General features: G+C 50.4%; 17 protein-coding genes and 1 pseudogene. 9 read left to right on the forward strand and 9 right to left on the reverse strand.

Annotated features, from left to right (window positions below):
* Positions 1-77: 77 nt before the first annotated feature.
* Both CUS_RS01085 and CUS_RS01090 read right to left on the reverse strand, forming a co-directional pair.
* Complete coding sequence (locus tag CUS_RS01085; RefSeq protein ID WP_002846946.1) at positions 78-1,442, reverse strand: serine/threonine protein kinase; 1,365 nt, start codon at positions 1,440-1,442, stop codon at positions 78-80.
* Positions 1,443-1,444: 2 nt separating this feature from the next.
* The gene (locus CUS_RS01090; RefSeq protein ID WP_002847014.1) at positions 1,445-2,470 is read right to left on the reverse strand and encodes a leucine-rich repeat domain-containing protein; all 1,026 of its coding nucleotides are present in this window, start codon (positions 2,468-2,470) and stop codon (positions 1,445-1,447) included.
* 418 nt (positions 2,471-2,888) lie between these two features.
* Here CUS_RS01090 and CUS_RS01095 point away from each other — a divergent pair, with 418 nt between their 5' ends.
* Both CUS_RS01095 and CUS_RS01100 read left to right on the forward strand, forming a co-directional pair.
* Positions 2,889-3,941 carry a substrate-binding domain-containing protein gene (locus CUS_RS01095; RefSeq protein WP_002847166.1) on the forward strand — a complete coding sequence of 351 codons (1,053 nt, stop codon included), beginning with the start codon at positions 2,889-2,891 and terminating at the stop codon, positions 3,939-3,941.
* Positions 3,942-3,956: 15 nt separating this feature from the next.
* Positions 3,957-5,186, forward strand: coding sequence for a GGDEF domain-containing protein (locus tag CUS_RS01100; RefSeq protein ID WP_002847079.1), 1,230 nt, complete (start codon positions 3,957-3,959; stop codon positions 5,184-5,186).
* Positions 5,187-5,439: 253 nt separating this feature from the next.
* Here CUS_RS01100 and CUS_RS01105 read toward each other — a convergent pair whose 3' ends face one another.
* The 6 genes from CUS_RS01105 to CUS_RS01130 form a co-directional block, all read right to left on the reverse strand.
* A complete protein-coding gene (locus tag CUS_RS01105) occupies positions 5,440-6,345 on the reverse strand; it encodes a magnesium transporter CorA family protein (RefSeq protein WP_002847179.1) in 906 nt (301 codons plus the stop codon).
* A gap of 12 nt (positions 6,346-6,357) precedes the next feature.
* Complete coding sequence (locus tag CUS_RS01110; protein WP_002846945.1) at positions 6,358-6,723, reverse strand: hypothetical protein; 366 nt, start codon at positions 6,721-6,723, stop codon at positions 6,358-6,360.
* Between the two features lie 25 nt (positions 6,724-6,748).
* A complete protein-coding gene (locus tag CUS_RS01115) occupies positions 6,749-7,438 on the reverse strand; it encodes a JAB domain-containing protein (RefSeq protein ID WP_002847102.1) in 690 nt (229 codons plus the stop codon).
* Between the two features lie 233 nt (positions 7,439-7,671).
* Entirely contained in the window at positions 7,672-8,871 is a 1,200-nt protein-coding gene (locus CUS_RS01120) for a trans-sulfuration enzyme family protein (RefSeq protein WP_002847020.1), read from the reverse strand.
* A gap of 242 nt (positions 8,872-9,113) precedes the next feature.
* On the reverse strand, positions 9,114-10,037 hold the full coding sequence (locus CUS_RS01125; RefSeq protein ID WP_002846964.1) for a LysR family transcriptional regulator: 924 nt from the start codon (positions 10,035-10,037) through the stop codon (positions 9,114-9,116).
* A gap of 58 nt (positions 10,038-10,095) precedes the next feature.
* Positions 10,096-12,756: a YfhO family protein gene (locus tag CUS_RS01130; protein ID WP_002847081.1), complete on the reverse strand. Its 2,661-nt coding sequence runs from the start codon at positions 12,754-12,756 to the stop codon at positions 10,096-10,098.
* Positions 12,757-13,224: 468 nt separating this feature from the next.
* On the opposite strand from CUS_RS01130, the pseudogene CUS_RS20750 reads away from it, so the two are divergent.
* The 3 genes and pseudogenes from CUS_RS20750 to CUS_RS01140 all read left to right on the forward strand — a co-directional run.
* Positions 13,225-13,767: pseudogene (locus tag CUS_RS20750) on the forward strand (peptidylprolyl isomerase); the annotation flags it as partial.
* 63 nt (positions 13,768-13,830) lie between these two features.
* The gene (locus tag CUS_RS20755) at positions 13,831-14,418 is read left to right on the forward strand and encodes a peptidylprolyl isomerase (RefSeq protein WP_415753086.1); all 588 of its coding nucleotides are present in this window, start codon (positions 13,831-13,833) and stop codon (positions 14,416-14,418) included.
* Positions 14,419-14,651: 233 nt separating this feature from the next.
* The gene (locus tag CUS_RS01140; protein WP_002847015.1) at positions 14,652-15,410 is read left to right on the forward strand and encodes a helix-turn-helix domain-containing protein; all 759 of its coding nucleotides are present in this window, start codon (positions 14,652-14,654) and stop codon (positions 15,408-15,410) included.
* Positions 15,411-15,477: 67 nt separating this feature from the next.
* On the opposite strand, the gene CUS_RS01145 is transcribed toward CUS_RS01140, so the two are convergent.
* On the reverse strand, positions 15,478-15,882 hold the full coding sequence (locus tag CUS_RS01145; RefSeq protein ID WP_002847133.1) for a bis(5'-nucleosyl)-tetraphosphatase: 405 nt from the start codon (positions 15,880-15,882) through the stop codon (positions 15,478-15,480).
* A 422-nt stretch (positions 15,883-16,304) separates the two neighbouring features.
* Here CUS_RS01145 and CUS_RS01150 point away from each other — a divergent pair, with 422 nt between their 5' ends.
* From CUS_RS01150 to CUS_RS01170, 4 genes are all read left to right on the forward strand, one after another.
* Positions 16,305-18,251: an aconitate hydratase gene (locus CUS_RS01150; RefSeq protein WP_037275971.1), complete on the forward strand. Its 1,947-nt coding sequence runs from the start codon at positions 16,305-16,307 to the stop codon at positions 18,249-18,251.
* A 362-nt stretch (positions 18,252-18,613) separates the two neighbouring features.
* Positions 18,614-18,793 carry a hypothetical protein gene (locus CUS_RS01155; RefSeq protein WP_002847001.1) on the forward strand — a complete coding sequence of 60 codons (180 nt, stop codon included), beginning with the start codon at positions 18,614-18,616 and terminating at the stop codon, positions 18,791-18,793.
* A gap of 302 nt (positions 18,794-19,095) precedes the next feature.
* Complete coding sequence (locus CUS_RS01165; protein ID WP_002847008.1) at positions 19,096-20,151, forward strand: hypothetical protein; 1,056 nt, start codon at positions 19,096-19,098, stop codon at positions 20,149-20,151.
* Positions 20,152-20,264: 113 nt separating this feature from the next.
* Complete coding sequence (locus CUS_RS01170; RefSeq protein WP_002847026.1) at positions 20,265-21,479, forward strand: NADP-dependent isocitrate dehydrogenase; 1,215 nt, start codon at positions 20,265-20,267, stop codon at positions 21,477-21,479.
* The last annotated feature ends 46 nt before the right edge of the window (positions 21,480-21,525 follow it).

A 21,525-nucleotide genomic window follows, 5' to 3' on the forward strand; every position in this document is an offset into this window, starting at 1 on the left:
TCCTTTCATTTTATCAGCATTTGCAGACATATAGCCCCCGCCAATGCTCAATATCTTAGTTTATGGATCAGATCCTATTATATATGGCGCACATCGGGCTGCATCACCCTTGCGCGCGTATTGCCTATCTCTATGTGCAGACCGCTCCACACAGGCATTCCCTTGCCCTGTACGACATCATACACCTTGCCGTCGGGAAGTCTTGCACGCCACACCAGCGGTGTGCAGTTCTTTATGCCGGGCATACCTCTGTCAAGACGGTTCTCCACCACCTCACCCACGACCGTTTCGGTGTTGCCGAAAAGCGGGTCAAGTTCGCAGACATGTATCTTGTAGCCACAGTATATCGGGGCTTTTATGCTGTTATTATTGTATTCCAGCACCGCATACTCTCTGCCGCATGCGGGACACCTGCACCTGCCCGCCGCCGTCAGGTCATTCACGCAGAAAGTTTCCGCGCCGCAGATACAGCCCAGTATCTCAGCCCGCAGCCTTATGAAAAGCTGCTGCCACTCACTCTCTATCAGCCGCTTCGAGGGATCGCCCATGCCCAGCGTGAAAGACCTTATAAATGCGTCCTTCACATACTGCGGATAGAACTCCCACAGCCTGACCACATGATCCTGCCTGCCCGCAACAGGGCGGTTTGAAGCATCGTTCGGGTCAAAGATGAACACGCCGTTGTTGCCGTAAGCCATGCGCCTTGCATTCTCGGTAAGCACACCTGCGCCCAGCACCCTCGAACCCTCCAGCGGGTCAGCCCTGAACAGCATGCGGAACAGAAGTACCGCCAGCGAATATTTGTCAGTCTGCACATCGGGCACAGCCATGCCCCTGACTATCTCAGGTGCCATGTAGCCGGGTTTGCCGCTTATGCCGAAGTTACAGCCCTCAGGCGCGATATTGTCACAGTCGCACACCAGCACATCGCCCGTGTCGGTGTCGATGAAATAACCGCCGTCATTAAGATCCTGATAACTCTTGCCCACCCGATGCAGTTCCCGCATGGCACTGACGATGTTTATCGCCGCCGTAAGGTTAGCGTACAGGCTCGAAAACAGCACAGGTCTGCTGTTCAGCCTGCCCGTCAGCGGGTCACTGACCTGCCTGAAATTTGATATAACATCGGTCAGCTGTACATACTTGTCGGGCATAAGTTCCATGAGATATCCGAACTCGCCGTCCTGATTGACCTCCGTCATGAACTGCGGCCACACGAACCGTCTGTCGGGCGGACCGTCATCTATATTGTTCTCAATATTCCGCCTGAATTCCTCAGGTGAAGATATCTTGCCTATATCATACCACTTCAGCGCCATGATCTTGCCGTGAAAATCGACCCTGTACACAGTACCCTGTCCGCCGCTTCCAAGAACGCCCAGCACCCTTGCACTGCCGCCGTACTGTATGCCTATATCCTGTCCGATACTCAGTCCGACCATCGCTATCTCCTCACAAGAACATGATCTATGTCATGTTCCTCACAAAACCTCTGCGCGTAACTGCCCGCCGCACAACTCACCGAGAGCATGCCGCAGTATGAGAACGCAGTCGGGTCGATATACCTTATCTCCTGCGGGAGATTTACCTTTTCCAGCTTCTCACAGCCCGAAAATGCGCCCGCGCCTATCATGCAGACCGATGATGGTATATCCACCTCGCTCAGCGTGACACAGCCGCCGAAAAGTTCATCGTCTATCTCGCACAGACCTCGCGGCAGTTTCACCGTCCTCAGCCTTTCACAGCCCGAAAACGCCCCCTGCTTTATTACCTTTACCGAGTCGGGCAGCTCAATGCTCGCAAGATGCACACACTCAGCAAAAGCATACCTGCCTATCACCAGCATGGTAGACGGCAGCTTTACCGTCTTAAGACGTAAATAACCGTGATATACCGAGTCGTTTATCTTCACATAGCCCTCAGGCACTATGATGTTGCGCGACAGCTTCGAGCGCACCGCATCTGCCGCAGTCAGCACCGCAGCACGTTCCGCGAAAGCAGGCGCTTCATCAGCCCCGTCATCATTCCTTATTATCCGACTTTCCTCATGCTCTTCCACCCTGTATGCCGACTGATACGGCAGACCCAGCAGATACGTGAAACACGCCAGCACAAAATCACAGGCGTTCTCAGCCAAAAAAGCCTCGCCCAGCAGATAGCGCTTCGCCTTCGTCACCGCTATCTCAGGTTCACCCCTGCCCTTTATAAGTGTACCGAGCACCCCCGCCCTGATGGCACGCACCAGCAGCCTGCGCTCTTTATCAAGGTCAGGCAGATGATCCATCACCAGCGATATGAAACGCCTGCTGCCTATGACCTCCGCACCGTAAAGTTCAGTCATGCTGTGCAGCCTGCGCTGTATCACAGCAGTGTTCGCAAAGCCCTTGATGTTCTGCAAAACGGGCGCCCCGCATTCGTCACACACGATGCTTCCCGCTCTTATCTCGCTCCGACATCGCTCGCAGCGCATTACACCAACTCCCGTTAAACTCTATGCGTCTATAAAATGCTGAAATAGACAAAATTTATAACAATTGCACTTAAATTTAGGATAAAGTAAATCAAAAATCTACATTCATATTTTAACACCTTTCAGTCAATTTGTCAAGAGATACTTTCCGTTCATTTGCTTAACAGTGCAAGTTGTACAGCAGGTTATATATAACTAATTATGCGGATATACGCGCAAAAGTTTAGCTAAAAATCCATAATTGTGAAAAGTAACTAAATTATTTTAAAAAAATTGTTAGATGTCATTGTCCAACAAACTTGAAATTTATAATGAAATATGATAGAATGTAAATGCGTAAAGATTTCATTTATCTCACAATTTAACGGACGGTCTGCCGACAGGCTGCCGACCGATCTTTAGAGGAGGTTAGGGGCAAATGAATAAAAATAAAAGGATATTCAGCCGCACAGCGATATGCGCTATGGCGTTCTCGCTGGTGTTCGCATCAGGCTGCGGCTCGAAAACGGAAGAAGCGGATAACGGCAAGATCACTGTTATCGTCAAGTCACAGGACCCTTACTGGGACGCTGTTAAAAACGGTGCTACCGAAGCTGCGTCCGAGTTGGGCTATACCATCGACTGGCAGGCACCCGAAAATGAGGACGTTGCACAGGGTTCTTTCGTTGAGGACGCTGTAAAGGGCGGTTCAAAGGCTATACTTATCGCACCGTCTGTTGCTGACGGTCTTGAAGACAGCTTCAAGGTCGCTGCTGACAAGGAGATACCTATACTCGCAGTCGATACAGATATAAAGTCTGATTATAAACTTAGCTGCCTTGCTACCAATCAGGACGCTGCGGGCGGCATCGCCGCAAGACAGACCGAAGCACTGGTACCTGAGGGCGGCGAGATAGCAGTCATGGGTCACATGCAGGATTCGCCTACAGCTATAGGACGTTTCGGCGGCTATTTCAAAAACCTGCCCCATACCACAGACTGCCGTATCCCCAATGGTTATGCCGATGACAATGAACTGGCTCCCAATACCATCAAGGCAAGGCAGACAGGCGGTCAGCCCGTCTTCACACTGGTAGATGTCAAGTTCTGCAACAATGATGCAGATCTGGCTTTAGAGGGCACTCTCGAACTGATAAACAACCACCCCGATCTTAAGGTCATCTACTGCACCAACCAGACTTCGACAATAGGTGTCGGCAGAGCGATCGATCAGCTGGGTCTTAAGGATCAGGTGCAGGTTGTCGGCTTCGACTCCTCAGATGAAGAGATAAAGTTCGTTAAAGAGGGCGTGCTGGACGGCATCGTTGTACAGAGCCCTTACAACATGGGCTATCTGGGCGTAAGATATGCGGTCAAGAGCATCAATGACTATTCCATACCTTCAGCTATCGATACAGGTGCGACATTCGTTACACAGGAAAATCTGAACAACGAAGAGGTCCAGATGCTCCTGCACCCTGAGAATTACTGATGGAGGTACTGAATAATGGCTGCTAATAATAAAAAAGAAAACGGCAAGTCCGCTAACGTGTTCCTTATCGCGGGCATTGCACTGGTAGTATTCGTTGCCTACAGTATGTTTCTGGGTTACAGACTGTATACCCAGCTGACAGGCACATATAACAACATTCAGCGTTCACTGGTCGATGTTTCGACCATCAAGGATAACCTGCTGATGGTAAACCGTGATGTTCTGCTGATAATCGCAGACCCCAACAGCAACGCGGTAGATAACGTTCACGAGATAACCAACTGCTTCAATGACATCGACAGATGTATGAAGGATTACGAGCAGGTCGAAGACCGTGAGGAAAAAGAGTTCAGGCGTTACAATCAGGCTAAGACCTTCATCAACGCCTACCACAAGAAGATACTGTCATTCCAGGAAATGTACATGAGCGGCGCAGAAAACAGCGAGTCGCTCAGACTCGATGCCGACCGCGCAAAGCTGCTCTACACTCAGGAGCTTCAGCCTTTGCAGGTAACCGCACTGGAAATGTTCGATGCGGCTAAGGATATCGGTCAGTCAAACTCCGAATCGCAGATAGCTATGGTATACAGAACTCTTGATATATTCATGGGTCTGATGCTGGTAGCACTGGTCGGCGGCGAGGCTGCTATAATCATCATCGCGAGAATGGCTAAGGCACAGAGCGCTAAGCTGGACAAGCGTGAGAAGGAGCTGGAGGCTTTCGACTCAAAGCTGAAGGTATCAAAGAGAAAGATGAACGAGATGGCGGTAATGAACATACTTACAGGTATGAAGAACCGCTATGCGCTCGATGAAGACATCAGTGGCAGACTGGAAACAGATAACATGTGCGTAACTCTGCTGGATATCGATAACTTCCGCCAGATAAACGACATCTACGGCTACGATTTCGGTGATGAGTTCTTAGGCATGGTTTCCGATAAGCTGAAAGAAGAATTCAGCGAACATGCCGAACTCTATAACATTCAGGGTAACCAGTTCTGTCTGGTATTCAAGGACAGCGTTGCAGGCTCGCAGGCTATGAGGCTCTCCGAGCAGGCTATACAGGTAATGAACAACGTTTATACCATTTCAAACATCGGCTTGCAGCTGAGTGCTACAGGCAGCTTCTACAACTACCACGCACGCGAGTGTGCAAACCTCAGTGCGCTGCTGGTAAAGATGATATCGGGCATTCGTCAGGGCAAGGCTCGCGGCGGCAATGTGCTGATAACTGTTATGTAAATAATAATTATCCCGCTGACGGCATATCGCTGTCAGCGGGATCTTTTTATTATATGGTTATCCCGCTGATACACCACAAAAAAACAGCGATCTAGCAGAACTTAAAGTGGTTGGCGGATATCTTTCCCCCGCCGCAGGCGGGGGAAAGATATCCTGCAATCAATTATCCTTTTGTTTACCACATTTTCAGCCGGTGTGCTAAAGGAATAGTCATATTTTATTATGACTGCATTTTTGTGACCGTTATATCCTCCTACAGCCACTTTTTCTTCTTGAAAAACCACAGACACCCCACCACTATCGCGGCACTTATAAGTATGACTATCGGGTAAGATGCCTTCCATGCCAGTTCGGGCATGTGTACAAAGTTCATGCCGTACCAGCCCGTTATCAGCGTCAGCGGAGTGAATACGGTGGTGACTATGGTCAGCACCGCCATTATGTGGTTCTGCCTTACATCAAGCTGTGACTGATAGAGGTCGCGCACCTGTATCGTGTAGTCGCGCAGCGATGCCGCAATGTCGTGCAGAAGTTCCATGCGCTGGTTGAAAAGATGGAAGTACCGCAGATTATCCTGCTTGAAGAAGTTGTTCTCGTTCTCTTCCAACTCCTGCCCCAGATCCATCAGCTGTTCATAGTGTATCCGCAGGTCACGCAGATCACTTCGTATCTCGTTGATGCGTCTGGGATAGCTGTCGTTCATGTCCGTCATTATGGCGTGTTCTATCTCGTCCAGTTCAGCCTCATACCGCTCCATCACCTGCTGGTCACTGTGGACTATCTGCTCTAAAAAGTCGTATATGAACCGCTCCAGACAAGGCACTTTCCAGCGCTTTGCGGCGGCTATGGCTTCGATAAGTTTCAGCACCGTACCGCTGTCATCTATGAAAACTATGCCCTTTTCGTCCAGCGCAAAGGCAAAACGCCCGTCAGGTGCCGCTATGTTGTCGCGGTCGGGTATCGAAAATGTCCCTGTCAGCGAGTCATAGTTGACCTCCGCTTTGGTGCTGTTGACATTGGCGGCGCTTACTTCCAGTTCTATGCCCATATCAAAACTCGCGCTCTCCTCTATCCACTCAGCACCCGTCAGCACCGCCACATACGGCGAAGCGGGGCGGCTGTCGGTCTTTTCGAGGGTGGTGGCTATCCTGTAGTACATCTGTGTGCCCTCCTATATTTCGTAAAGCAAATATCTGTCATATCCGCATATCTGCATTATGTATCTTCGGTCATCATCGCTCAGTTCCTTTTCGGGAAAGAATGCTGTCAGCGAACAAAGATATCGGTACTCAGGCGAATTTCGGTATGAAAATCTCTCTCTGCCATAAATGCCCTGCACCGCATCAAAATTCCGCTGTAACTCAGAAACGGTGCGACATTCGGCAAATCTCTCCGCCGCCGCAAGGTCAGCCTTGTCAGCGTTGTCTATCATCGCCCTCGCAGTGTTCACCACCACAAACAGCCATTCTTCAGTATCACTGAGCGTTTTCGGCTTGCCGACCAGCTTTGCCTTTATTCGTTCAAATGTTTCTGTCATGCCGCCCTCCCATGATACTTGCAGTTCAGTCGGCGGCTTTCAATATGCCCATCATGCGCATCGAACATACCTTGTCCGCACCAACTATGACATGATCCATCAGACTTATCCTGCCCGCCAGCATAGCCTGTATCTGCCTTGTCATCATGATGTCTTCATCTGACGGATCGCCGCGCCCGAAAGGGTGATTGTGCGACAGCACCAGCGCATCAGCATGATTGTAGAGCAAAAATCGCTCCAGTTCCTCCACATTGAAGCACACCTTGTCGGATATCCCCACCGACAGCACCGAACAGCCCGATATCCTGCCCGACTTGTTCACGCTGAAAGCGCAAAGCCTTTCTGTGCGGTCACCATAAAAGAAATTGCGCAGATAGACGCACAGTTCATTGTAATCGTCAGCCTGCACCGTCAGGAAACTCTCCCTCTCAGCACGCCTGAACACCTGTCCTAGAAAATTCAGCTGTTCCGCACATTTAACGCCCACACCCTGCACCTGACACAGGTCGGTCACAGGTGCCGTCAGGACAGTCCTTATATTGCCGAACTTTTTCAGCAGGCGGTGGGCTATCTCATTGGTGTTCACACGCGGGAGTATACCAAACAACAGCATCTCCAGCACCTCATGTTCAGCGAAACCTTCAAGGTCATTCTGCGTTCTCAGCCTTGCGCGCATGCGCTCACGGTGACCGCTGTGCAGACTGTTATCGGGCATTTGAGTTCCTCCTGTTCATCATTATAGCAATCCAACTTTTTAAATTCACAAAATCCAGTCGCAAAAGCTGGGATTTATGGGTTTTGTGACTGGATTTTGTCTGAATTTTAAGGCGGATTGCTATATCTCCGTCATCGTGTAATGACGCTTACAAAAAAGCCCCGCGAGTCACAGCAAGCGGCACATGATATCCATGCCGTTTGCTGTAAATGCTCATACGGGGCATCTTAGCATCAATCTACAGTTTCAAGACCCTCTGCCTTGAATGCCTGCCTCAGGTCGTTGATAAGGTCGTTCTTGTCCTCTATGCCGATGGCTACACGGTAGAAACCGCCGTGGAACTCTTCGGGGTACAGGTACATTCTCTCATCGTCCTCACCTAAGAATACGATAAGACTGCCTGTGTTGCCCAGCGATACGGCTGAGGTGAATATGTTCAGATGTGTTACAACTCTGTTGAACAGGTCGTGCTCGCCCTTCAGACCAAAGCTGAGTACGCCGCCGAAGCCGTTCTTCATCTGCTTCTTTGCCAGTTCATGACCCTTGAAACTCTTAAGACCCGGATAAGCCACAAAGCTGACACAAGGCTGCTTCTCCAGCCACTCAGCCACAGCGAGAGCGTTGTCGTTGTGTACCTGCATCCTCAGCGGGAATGTTGCCGCGCCGCGCTGTATCAGCCATGCGTTGAACGGGCTTATACAGCCGCCGATGTTTACCTGTGCCTGATAGCGTATAGCCTCACAGGTCTTGTGGTCAGCGATTATCGCGCCGCCCATCGAGTCACCGTGACCGTTGATGTATTTGGTCAGGCTCTCAACAACATAGTCAACGCCGTATTCAAGGGGTCTTGTGTTGTATGGCGAAGAGAATGTGTTGTCAACGGAAACTTCTATGTTATGCTCATGCGCCAGCTTTACGATAGCCTCAATGTCGCAGATACAGCAGGTGGGGTTGCCGGGAGTTTCAAAGTGTATCAGCTTTGTGTTGGGGCGTATAGCCGCCTTTATCTTCTCAACATCTGTGCAGTCAACGATGCTTGTTTCGATGCCCCACTTGTCGCACCAGAGTTCGTTGAATATGCGGTATGTAGCCACATATGTAACGGTCGAGAATATAACATGGTCGCCCTTTTTCAGCTTTGTGAAGAACAGACCCGACAGCGCCGCAACGCCGCTCGCCAGTACCACGCAGTCCTCGCCGCCGTGAAGATTTGCCACCTTTCTCTCCAGCATGCCCTGATTTACGCCGCCGTTTCTGGTGTAGATGTTAGCCTCAGATGCCGACCAGTTCATGGTAGAAGGGTCATAAGGCAGCTGGAAGCTGTTCGCCATATATATCGAAGGCTCGATAGCACCGCTGGCAGGGTCGGGGTCAGCGCCTACATGTATGGCGCGGGTAGTAAAACTCAGTTCATCGTAGTTCTTGTTGCTCATTATTATACTTCCTTTCAGAAAAACTACCGTTATCTATCGGTACGCCGCTGTCTTACCACACGCAGGCATATCTGCGTGAAAAAAGACAGCCGCATACTGACTTGACCTAATCAACAGCCGCTTCACAAACGGCTCGCTCTGCCCGCCGCCCCGTCATACAGGAAAAAATCATCGGGCAAAGAAAATACCAAAATCTATTATATCATATTAAAGCACTGAATTTGTAAATTTTATATGAATTTTCAGCTGATTATCTCAAATCCATAGCCCGCGACCACCTGTTCCAGCATGTCGATGTATCTCCGCGCCGCCGCCGAAAGACCTGTGCGGGTGTTCTCTATCCAGCCTATCAGCATGTCTTCATCGGTCACCAGCGGAACAGCCGTTATGCTCCCGCTGTTGATATCTCCCCCAAGCACACCGCTCGAAATGGTGTAACCGTTCAGCCCCTCCAGCAGGTTGAACAGCGTTGCGCGGTCGCTGACATGTATCTGCTTTTTGTAGCTGTAGGTACTGCATATCTCCTCCGAAAAATAGAAAGAGTTCAGCTGACCCTGTTCAAAGCAGACAAAAGGGTATTCCTCCAGCTGTTCCAGCTTGACCGACTTCTCCCCCGCCAGCGGATGGCTCCTGCTGAGAAAAACATGCGGTTCAGCCCGAAAAAGCGGGTGGAACACCAAACCGTTCTCTTTCAGCAGTTTAAGTATGACTTTGCGGTTGAAGTCGTTTATGTACAGCACCCCGACCTCGCTGTGCAGGTTGCGCACATCATCGATTATCTCGCCCGTCCTCGTTTCCCGCAGAGTGTATTCGTAGCTGTCGCGGTCAAGTTCACTCAGCATCTTCACGAAGGCTTCCACCGCAAAGGCGTAGTGCTGTGTCGATATCGAACATATCCGCTTCACCTTGCTTGACCCCGAATAATGCTCTTCCAGCAGGTCAGCCTGTTCGACGACCTGTCGGGCGTAGCTTAAAAACTCGCTTCCCTCCGCCGAAAGTGTTATACCTCTCGGCGTGCGGCGGAATATCTCTATGCCAAGTTCCTTTTCAAGTTCCTTTATGGCGTTTGAAAGACTCGGCTGTGAGATGAAAAGCTGTTTCGCGCCCTCGCTTATCGAGCCGTAGGTCACTACCGCTATCACATATTTAAGCTGTTGAAGTGTCATCGTGAGTACCTCTGTTTCTATATATCACATTCGGCAGGGTCGGACCGCCCGCACCGCATCATTCCTTGTAGGTGAGGTTCAGCCACACGGGCAGTACATACACCGCGATAAATACCGCGCCGCCTGCCGCAGTCACCGCCCACATCACTGCTTTTGCAGGCTTTTCGGCTATCTTCAGCTTCTTCCCGAATAAATGCCATGCCGCACAAAGCGCCAGCCCCGCAAGGCTTATCACCAGCCCCGCGCCAAAGCCCTTCGCTGTTGCCGTGACGGTGATGCTGTTCTCGCCGTCCTGCAATTCCACCGCCGTCAGACCGCCCAGCGCCATCTCACAGGGAACGTTCCTGCCGTTTATCTTAACTCTGATGTCATCGGTGTATGGCACGTTTATCAGGCATTTCTGCCCCGCCTTTGCACTGACCGTACCGCTGAGTTTCCCGCCTTTCTGCGCAAAGTCCACCGTCTGAGCGTTTTCAGCCGCCGCATACAGCTTGTCAAGGTCGATGGTCACCGCCCCCATCGAACGCAGTGTCAGGTCGCGCTTTGCATTCACTGTCACAGTTATCTTCTCGTTCTCGAACTCGCCCAGTTTCAGCAGACCGTTGAAGTCACCGTTGGGGTATTCGCTCTTTATCATATTTCCGTTGACCAGCACATCGAAACTCTTGTCGATGTCAGTACCCAGTGCGACAACAGGCTTGTCAAAGCCGTCAAAGTACACCGACTGTCTGCCTTTTATATCCAGTTCCAGCACATAGCTTTCGCCCGCTGTCACCTTGTAGCCGTCCGCATACTGCGTGCCGTCAAACTCGTAAAGTGCGACCGCATCAGCACCGCCGTACTGTGCCAGCGTGTGGTCATACAGGATCTTCTGCACCTCACCTCTTGTGACATCGCCCGGCTCACAGTAAGCAATGCTGTCAAGCACCAGTCCCGACGGCAGCCATTCTTCCATCGGCACTATCGAATAATCACCGTTTGAGTAGACCGCATCTTCCGCACTGCCGCGCACTATCCTGTATTTTATCGACATCAGCAGGTCGGTCAGTTCAGTGCCGCCGTAACTTCCAACGTCCATCCAGTTTGATGAATAGCCGTACCTCTTCATCATGAACATGTAGTCCTGACTGTTCAGTGAGGTATAGTGGCTTATCGAACCGTACCCCAGCGTTCCCACCAGATTTACATAGAACAGCTTTCCGTCAGTCTTTACGCGGAACATGTCCGTGTCGGGCAACCTGTCCGCCAGATCGTAGACCTTGTTCTGGTCAGCGGCGCGTTCGGGGTAACTGTATACAGGCATGGTCAGGTAGATGCGTGTGTTGTTGTAGGCTTCACAGGCTATCAGCGCGGCGCAAAGCACGCCCAGCATAAGTCTGCTGAGCAGACCTTTTTTATACAGCACTATCATCAGCGAAGACAGCGCCGCACCCACCGCAAAGAACATCACGCAAATTTGCAGTGAACCGCCGTTGCCCCAGAGTGTTTTGGCGTATTCGCCCGCCTTGTCGCGGTGTGCCGCGAGGTAGTCCATCATCTTCTGAGAGGCGATATAGATCACAAAAAGCAGTGCCGCCAGCAGGAAATAGTTGTCTGTGTGCTTGCATTCATCGGGCTTGCGGAAGCCTTCTTTATCTTCCAGAAATGCGGCGGTGCAGGTCACCAGCATGAATTCGGTGATAAAGCCGAACCTTGACGGGAAAGACATGTAGTTCCCTGTATGCCACATAAGGTTTATCGGCTCGACTATCAGCGGTATCAGCGTCAGCACAGTCAGCAGAAGATAGTTGTTCAGCCGCCTTGAACGCTTTCTGCCGTCAGATGAGAATACAGCCACAGCCGCAAGCACAAAAGCCGAACACAGCACTGTCGGCAGAACTGTTTCATAATTTGTCAGGAAGCCCGCAGTTTTTACCGAACTGAAAAATTCTTCCTTGACGCGCCCGCTTTTTGTGTACTGCAAAAGGCTCGGCAGCCACACAACGGCAGTCAGCATAGCCGCCATAGCCGACCCGATGACGAACCGCACCGCGATATCGCCGCCTGTTTTCTCTTTCCTCACCGACATCAGCGCAAGTGCGATGAACAGCATTATGAAGATTACGACCATGTAGCCGATGTAGTAGTTGACCGTCATCATAGCCGCCAGCACCGCCGTGTAAGGCAGTACACGCTTTTTATCGCAAAGCGCTTCCAGCGAGAGCAGCAGCAGCGGGAAGAGGTACATCATATCCAGCCAGATGATGTTCTGATAGTAGAGCATACCGTAGCCTGAAAGCCCGTACAGCGTGCCGAGAGCGCCTGCCCAGATGTTGTCGAGCGTCTTGTAGTTCTTTCTGAGGTAAAAAGCCGCTGTGCCGCCGCAGAGCATCAGTTTCAGCATTACGAGAATGTTCGCGAAATGCAGCATGTCGGTCTTTTCGACAAAAGCAGCGAGGAACGAGAACGGGCTTGCCATAAAGAAGAATATGACCGCCCACATATTCATGCCCGCCGCGTTGTGGAAGTTCAGAAAAACGCCGTCCTTGCCTGCTAAGATATCCTTGAAGTCGATAAGCAGCGGCACGACCTGCTGTACCATATCACACCACGCGACCGTCCCCTCCCCGAAAGGATAAGCGCCGTCCTGCTTATAAGCCAGCAGTATTATTATCATTACAGCGACAGGTGCAGAAAGCACCGTCAGCATCGGTACGAGGTATTTTTTAGCTTTGGTCATGGGATCTCCTTTTGTCTGTTGTTCTATGTTTGTCCATGCGGCAACGGTTACATGGGCGAGGGGGAAACGGCGGGGGCTTGCCCTCACCTTATCATGCTTGGGGGATTGTGGGCGATAGTTTGATGTGCTATCATGGGGGACTGTGCCGCGACCGCCGAAAACGCTTGGTTGGCGGCTTGGCTTGCGCTCCTTTTTGCTAAAACGGCATTCTCCAACGCATGCCAATAATTATGAATTATGAATTATGAATTTTATTATACCCCCCGTCAGGTCAAAAGTCAATCTCTCTAAGTCAAAATGATGAAATTTCGGTGAAATGTACAGCAGGTTATTGATTTTTAAGCAAATAGGTGCTATAATTTAAAGACTGAGTTGTTACGAACTCCGAAAAAATAACGAAAGGGAATGAAAATTTTGAGAATAACAAAATTCAGTAAACTCCTGAAAATGCTGGCGCTGACTACCGCTATGGCTATCACCTGCGGTTCTTTCGCCGCTTGCGGCAATAACCACGAAAAGTCGGAGAGTTCAGCAGAAAAAAATGAAACTGCCTCAACAGCTGCCCCCGCAGCCGAAACTTCTCCCGAAGAGGATATCGCCCAGACTAATGAGGATATCCCCGAAAACAGCTTCATAATCACCCTGCGTGAGGATAAAGCCCCCATCAGCTGTGAGAACTTTGAAAAGCTTGTAAGTTCGGGCTTCTATGACGGTCTGACTTTCCACCGCGTAGTCAAAGGCTTCATGGCACAGGGCGGTGACCCCGAAGGTACAGGCGCAGGCGGTTCGGACGAGAATATCAAGGGCGAATTCAGCGCCAACGGCGTTGAAAATGACCTCAGCCACCAGCGCGGTGTCGTTTCTATGGCAAGGTCACAGGATAATGACAGCGCTTCCAGCCAGTTCTTTATCTGCTATGATGACGCATCTTTCCTTGACGGCAACTATGCCGCTTTCGGTCAGGTCACTCAGGGCATGGAAGTAGTTGATAAGTTCCTCAACTGCGACAGAGAGCTTAATTCAAACTATGAGCTTGCTGTTCCCGTCAAGCCCATAACTATCACTAAGGCTTCAATGATGGACCCCGATGCTGACGGTCACAAGCGCGCACTGTTCACCGTTGAGTTCACCGAGCATGAGTTCAAGGAGGGTGAATTCACCATCACTCTCTACGCCGATAAAGCCCCCATCACCTGCGAGAATTTTGAAGAACTGGTTTCTTCGGGCTTCTATGACGGTCTTACCTTCCACCGCGTGATCGATGACTTCATGGCACAGGGCGGCGACCCCGAAGGTACAGGCATGGGCGGTTCTGAAAAGACCATCAAGGGCGAATTCAGTTCCAACGGTGTCGAGAACGACCTCAAGCACACTAAGGGCACAGTTTCTATGGCAAGGTCTAACGACCCCGACAGTGCTTCCAGCCAGTTCTTCATCTGCTATGATACCTGCGATTTCCTTGACGGCAATTACGCCGCATTCGGTGAAGTAACTGAGGGCATGGACGTTGTGGACGGCTTCACCACCGTTACCCGCGACTATACACAGTCCCAGAGCCCCGAACTTTCTGTACCCGGCACACCTATCACCATCGAAAAAGCCGAGATGATAGATGACGATGCCAACGGCAACCACAGGGCAAAGTTCACAGTTAAATACTAATGTGATAACGAAAAGAGCTGTCCCCGCAGGGCGGCTCTTTTTTCACGCACAAAGCGTTCGGCAACGTAAATAGTGAATAAAATTCTCCCCGAAAGCACTGAAAAATTCTGCGCACCATACATTGACAAGTCCGATGTAATGTGCTAAAATGTACATATAGAATAATTCAAGGCAAGGACGCTGTAATTTCATTATTACGGCGTCTTTGTCTTTTTTTGCGGAGGTGAGGGGAAATGAATGCCCCGATAAATGTTCTTATAGCCGAAAGTGACCCCAAAAAGCTGAAAAAATATGCTTCTCTTTCTCTCTGGAAAGAACTGGGTTTCAGCGTGATAAAGACCGTTTCAAATACCCGCGATGCCCTCTGTGCCATCGCAGAAAACAGCTGTAGTCTGCTCATCACCGTCAGCAGACCGCCCGAAGTCGATGCACGCGCTATACTCAAAGCACGCGGCGATGCGGCGGCAATAGTCATCGTCCCCCGAAAAGAGGGCGAGAGCGTTGGCAGATATTTCGCACTGGGCGCATGCGATGTCATAGCCGAACCACCCTCCCGCACAAGGCTTCGTCAGGCACTCATGAAAGCCCACCGCATCGTCAGCCGCGGTACTTCCAGCGATGAATACCGCCGCGCCGCCGAAAAAGCCTTAGCTTCTCTCAACGTCACCAGCGAGAGTTTCGCACTCAAACTACGCGACTTTATCGCCAAAAGCGAGGGTGAAACTGCCACCACAGGTTCAGCCGCCGAGTTTTTCAGCTTCAACCGCGATTACTTCGGCAAACTCTTCAAGCAGGAAACAGGCATGACCTTCAACAGCTTCTATAACGGCTTCCGCATCGAGTACGCCAAAGAACTCCTCAGCGCAGGCGGTCTGCGCGTCCGCGAGATAAGCGAGGTGCTGGGTTTCTCCTCCGTTGACCACTTCACAGCCCTCTTCCGCCGCCATACAGGCGTTACACCCTCCAAATACCGCACAGATGCCCCAAAATAAAGGGCGGCATAAGTTATATACAAAACCCAAAGCGGGACTGCCCACCAAAGCAGTCCCGCCCTTTTTGTCAGATAATGAATTTCTTCGCCTTGTTTACTATGCTTCGGTCGTTCTCGTAGGCAAGCACCTGACCGCATCGGTCTATCTCGACCCAGCGTATCTCCGCTATCTCGTCCTCCTGCGGACGGTAGTCGGTGTTCTTCGCCTTGCCGATGAAGTAGACAACTATCTTCTGTGTATCCTTGCGCGGCGAGTATGAAACTATCTCGCGGAAAGTGGTGTCAAGGTTGACCTCAATGCCCGTTTCTTCCAATATCTCGCGCTTGGCAGTTTCTTCTTCGGTCTCATCGCCCTCAACATGCCCCTTCGGAAAAGACCAGTGTCCGCTGTTGATGTGTTTTATCAGCAGTATTTCCGTATTGCCGTGATACTTGCGGTAAACAATAGCGCCGCAGGATTTTTCATGCAGCATCGTTATAAGCATCCTTCCTATTAGTAAGATATATCAAGTTTATTATAGCACATCTGTGCTGATTTGTCCAGTACTTTTTATTTCATAATGTGGTCATCCCGCTGACACACTGCAAAAAAAGCGGCTACACAGGACTTATAGCAATCCGCCTTAAAATTCAGACAAAATCCAGTCACAAAACCCATAGATCCCAGCTTTTGCGACTGGATTTTGTGAATTTAAATAGTTGGATTGCTATAGCACCATGATCTGTCATCGCTGCGCTTATGCGTATTTCTGAATCCACCCAAAATTGATTTCCGTGGAATTAACATTCTCACGCTTGACAGAAACGTGGTTTTAGTATATAATAGATGATGTATGATTATGTAAAAAACAGGGGCATTCCGCCCTGCATCAAAACAAGGAAGGAATTGATTTACATGGGACTTACACTGACTGAAAAGATCCTTAAAGCGCATCTGGTTGACGGCGAGTTCGTCAAGGGACAGGAGATCGGTATACGCATCGACCAGACCCTTACTCAGGACGCTACGGGCACTATGGCTTATCTCGAATATGAGGCTATGGGCGTGCCCAGAGTAAAGACTGAGAAGAGTGTGGCTTATATCGACCACAACACCCTCCAGTCGGGCTTTGAGAACGCTGATGACCACAGGTTCATCGGTTCGGTCTGCAAAAAACACGGCATCTATTTCTCGCGTCCCGGCAACGGTATCTGCCATCAGGTACATCTGGAGCGCTTCGGCATTCCCGGCAAGACCCTGATAGGTTCTGACAGCCATACCCCCACAGGCGGCGGCATCGGCATGATAGCTATCGGCGCGGGCGGACTTGATGTTGCAGTCGCTATGGGCGGCGGTGCTTACTACATAACCTACCCCAACATCGTAAAGGTGAACCTGACAGGCAAGCTGTCACCTTGGGTCTCCGCAAAGGATGTTATCCTCGAAGTTCTGAGAAGAATGTCCGTAAAGGGCGGTGTCGGCAAGGTCATAGAGTACTGCGGCGAGGGCGTAAAGACTCTGTCTGTACCTGAGAGAGCTACCATCACGAACATGGGCGCTGAGCTGGGTGCTACAACATCTATATTCCCCTCTGATGAGATAACACTTTCCTTCCTTAAGGCACAGGAAAGGGCTGAGGTATGGACTGAACTTAAGGCTGACGATGACGCAGTTTACGATGAGGTCATCGACATCGATCTCGGTGCGCTTGTACCGATGGCTGCATGTCCGCACAGCCCCGACAATATCAAGACTGTTGAAGAACTGGGCGGCATGAAGATCGATCAGGTCTGCATCGGTTCCTGCACAAACTCTTCTTATGTTGACATGATGAAAGTCGCTCACATACTTAAGGGCAAGACCGTTCACCCCGATGTTTCGCTGGCTATCGCTCCCGGTTCAAAGCAGGTGCTCAATATGATCGCTGAGAACGGCGCTCTGGCTGATATGATCGCGGCAGGCGCAAGAATACTGGAGAGCGCATGCGGTCCCTGCATCGGTATGGGTCAGGCTCCTAACTCAAAGGGTATCTCCCTGAGAACTTTCAACAGAAACTTCCTCGGCAGATCGGGAACTAAGGACGGTCAGATCTATCTGGTATCGCCCGAACTGGCTGCTGCATCGGCAGTTGCAGGCGTGCTGACCGACCCCAGAACTCTGGGTGAGATGCCTGAGATAAAAGTACCCGAACACTTCAAGATAAACGATAACATGGTAGTTCCTCCCGTTGCTGAGGCTGACATGGACAGCGTTGAGGTGCTGAGAGGTCCCAACATCAAGCCTTACCCCGAAACCGCTCCGCTGGTGGAGAACATCAGCTGTCAGGTATCGCTGAAAGTAGGCGACAACATCACTACCGACCACATCATGCCCGCAGGCGCTAAGATACTGCCTCTGAGATCGAATATCCCTGCTATCTCACAGCACTGCTTCACTGTATGCGATGAAGATTTCCCCAGAAGAGCAAAGAATATGGAGAAGTCCATCATCGTCGGCGGTTCCAACTACGGTCAGGGTTCTTCGAGAGAACATGCGGCGCTCGCACCTCTGTATCTGGGCATAAAGGCAGTTCTGGTGAAGAGTTTTGCGCGTATCCACAGGGCTAACCTGATAAACGCAGGCATTCTCCCGCTGACATTTGTTAACGAAGCTGACTACGAAAAGATAGGTCAGGGCGACGAGATCGAGATCGCAAATGTACGCGCTGATATCGAAGCAGGCAAGACTCAGCTGACTGTTGTAAACAAGTCCACAGGTGCCGAGATACCTGTTCTCTGTGAACTGACAGGCAGAACTAAGGATATTATCCTCGCAGGCGGTCTGCTTGACTACACACGCGAACAGCTTTCTGCTAATTCATAATTCATAATTCATAATTGTTGGCATAGTCGATGGTTCTGTGTATTTGAGGCGGGGGAGTTTCCTTGCTTGCGGAGTACACGATCATTGGCTTTGCTGATAGGGTTGTGTATTTACAGCGGGCGGGGAGTGTCCCCGTCCTGCTGTGATATCACGTTTTGTGGCGGGCGTTCGACCGTTTGAGCGCCTGTCAGAGTGCGTGAAGAGAAAGATAAAAAATATCCCAATTTGGTTTTGTATCATCAGCAACACACATCAAAATTGGGAGTAAAAAAAATATATCCCGTGCAGGGCGTGTACGGTGTTTTGTATCATCAGCTATACGTAATGCGGGCGGGAGAAAAATAAGGAGAAACAAAATTAGCATGAGATCAAGAAATCCCGTGACTATCATCGGGGCACTGGTGCTGTGCGGCGTGATATTCGTGGCGCTGAAATTATTATTTCCCGGCAGGAGCAGCAGGTGGTACATGAACAGGATAAAGCTGACAGCGGGAATAGTACTGTTTATCACGGCGCTGATACTGTTTTTCACGAGGCAGTGACATGCAGAAAGATAAACTTCCTTTGCCGCTTATTCTATAGCAATCCAACTTTTTAAATTCACAAAATCCAGTCGCAAAAGCTGGGATTTATGGGTTTTGTGACTGGATTTTGTCTGAATTTTAAGGCGGATTGCTATAGTCATATCCATCGCCTGCTGTGCGGTGTACTTCTTTTTGAGATACCTGTTCCCGAACAGGAGCAGGAGTTGGTATAACAACATGCTGAAAGTGGTCGGCATGTCAGTTATCATCATAGCCGTGATGATATATTTCGTTACAACACATCAATGAGGTGGTAATCTGTGGCTGATGACAAGAGAATAAACCGCCGTCAGAGCATGGACGCTCTTTTTGGCGCAGATGCGGGCGAACTCAGCGAGGAGTTTTTTGAGGAAAAACTCAAAGAGATGGGCGATGCCCCGAAAGTCACAAAAGGCATGGCGCTCAAACACCAAAAACTCACCGAAGACCCCGTTTCACTGGTGGAAAGCGCCGAAAAAGGCAGGGTGGTGCGCGATGATAAAATGTCCGCACTGTTCGGTGCTGATGATATCGTACCCGATGAGAACGAGTTTGAACAAAAGCTGAAAGCCCTCGAAGAAAAGCAGGAAACTGCTCCCGAAAAACAGCTGACCGAGTATGAGCGGTGGCTGGAAGAGGGTCTGAAAAATGATAAGGGCTACGGTGCGAAAGTCGCCTATACAGGCGAGGTGACCGAAGAGCCCGACAGCTACGCAGGCTCTACTCACGAAAGCTATGATAAGTGGCAGGCTGAGACACAGGAGCTTATCCGCAACCTTAAAAGACGCGATGCAAGGATAAAAGCCCGCGATGACAATATCCACGATGCGCTCTACCTCACATCAGTGATGAAAGGCGGCGCGGGCATGGAGCATTCGGGCGACGGCGCACGCTTTATGGATATCATAATATCACTGGCATGGTATGTGCTTTTCGCCTTTACGTTCGTGGGACTTTTCAAAGTAGCAGGCGGCGAGGGCATGGACCTCTGGGCAGGCGGAGGGATAGGCGGCGTTGTGGGCGCTGTCGTGCGCTACAACGGCAGGCAGGATTATCCTCTGTGGCAGGCTTTGCAGAAAGGCGCGGTGGAAGTCGCGCTGTGCATAGCATTCATACTTTGCTGGATATTGAACTGTTTTGCGAGTATGAATTTCGCGGCTGTCATGTTCATAGGCGGCGTATTCGCATGCTTCGGCTTGTACCTGCGCGAAAGGCTGTTTGAAGCCCGCCCCGCTAAGGAGGCGTTCTACAGGTGTCTGCCGATATTTATCGGGACAGTGGCGCTGATAGTGCTGGTGGTTTTGGTCGTGGTGATGTATCGCGAGGCCGGCTTATGACGGCGCATTCCACATGAAAGAACGTTTTTCGGTGTATGCCGATGAACATAGAACCAAATTACCGCAGGAATGTTTACTATAACGTTCCTGATAATAAGAAGGAGGAAACCCCAATGGCAAAGATCCAAATGAAAACACCATTAGTCGAGATGGACGGCGATGAGATGACCAGAATAATCTGGCAGGAGATAAAGGACATACTGATAACCCCATATGTCGATCTCAAAACAGATTATTATGATCTCGGACTTGTCCACAGAAACGAAACAAACGATCAGGTAACTGTTGACTCTGCCAATGCTACCAAGAAGTACGGCGTTGCTGTAAAGTGCGCTACCATCACCCCTAATGCGGCAAGAATGCCCGAATATAACCTCAAAGAGATGTGGAAGTCCCCCAACGGCACTATTCGTGCAATGCTGGACGGCACCGTTTTCAGAACACCTATACTGGTAAAGGGCATCACCCCCTATATCCCCACATGGACAAAGCCTATCACTATCGCACGTCACGCATACGGCGATGTTTACAAGAACGTTGAGATGAAATGCCCCGCAGGTGCAAAGGCTGAACTGGTATGCACCGACAAGGACGGCAACGAGAGCCGCGAAACTATCTACAACTTCGAGTGCGACGGCGTTATACAGGGCATGCACAACAAGTCCACCTCCATCGCATCTTTCGCAAGGAGCGTTTTCAACTTTGCCCTTGACACCAAGCAGGACGTTTGGTTCGCTACAAAGGACACCATCTCCAAGAAGTACGACCACACTTTCAAGGATATATTCTCCGAGATATTCGAGAACGAGTACAAGGCTAAGTTTGAAGCCGCAGGCATAGAGTATTTCTACACACTGATAGATGATGCCGTTGCAAGAGTTATCCGTTCCAACGGCGGCTACATCTGGGCTTGCAAGAACTATGACGGCGATGTTATGTCCGATATGGTGGCTACTGCTTACGGTTCGCTGGCTATGATGACTTCTGTACTGGTATCGCCCGACGGTGTTTACGAGTATGAAGCCGCACACGGCACAGTTCAGCGCCACTACTACAAGCACCTTAAGGGTGAGGAAACTTCCACCAACTCTGTTGCAACACTGTTCGCATGGACAGGCGCATTCCGCAAGAGAGGTGAACTGGACGAACTGCCCGAACTGGTGAACTTCGCTGACTGCCTTGAAAAGGCTACCATACAGACCATCGAAGACGGCATAATGACAGGCGACCTTTATCTGCTCTCCAAGCTGGAGAACAAGCAGAAAGTCAACACTGAGGACTTCCTCAAAGCCGTTGACGAAAGGCTGAAAAAGTTACTTAACGTATAATATCCGCATAAAAGTTCAGCCCCTGAGCCTTTAAAAGCGCTCAGGG

The sequence above is a fragment of the Hominimerdicola alba 8 genome (assembly GCF_000178155.2).
Lineage (GTDB): Bacteria > Bacillota > Clostridia > Oscillospirales > Ruminococcaceae > Hominimerdicola > Hominimerdicola alba_C.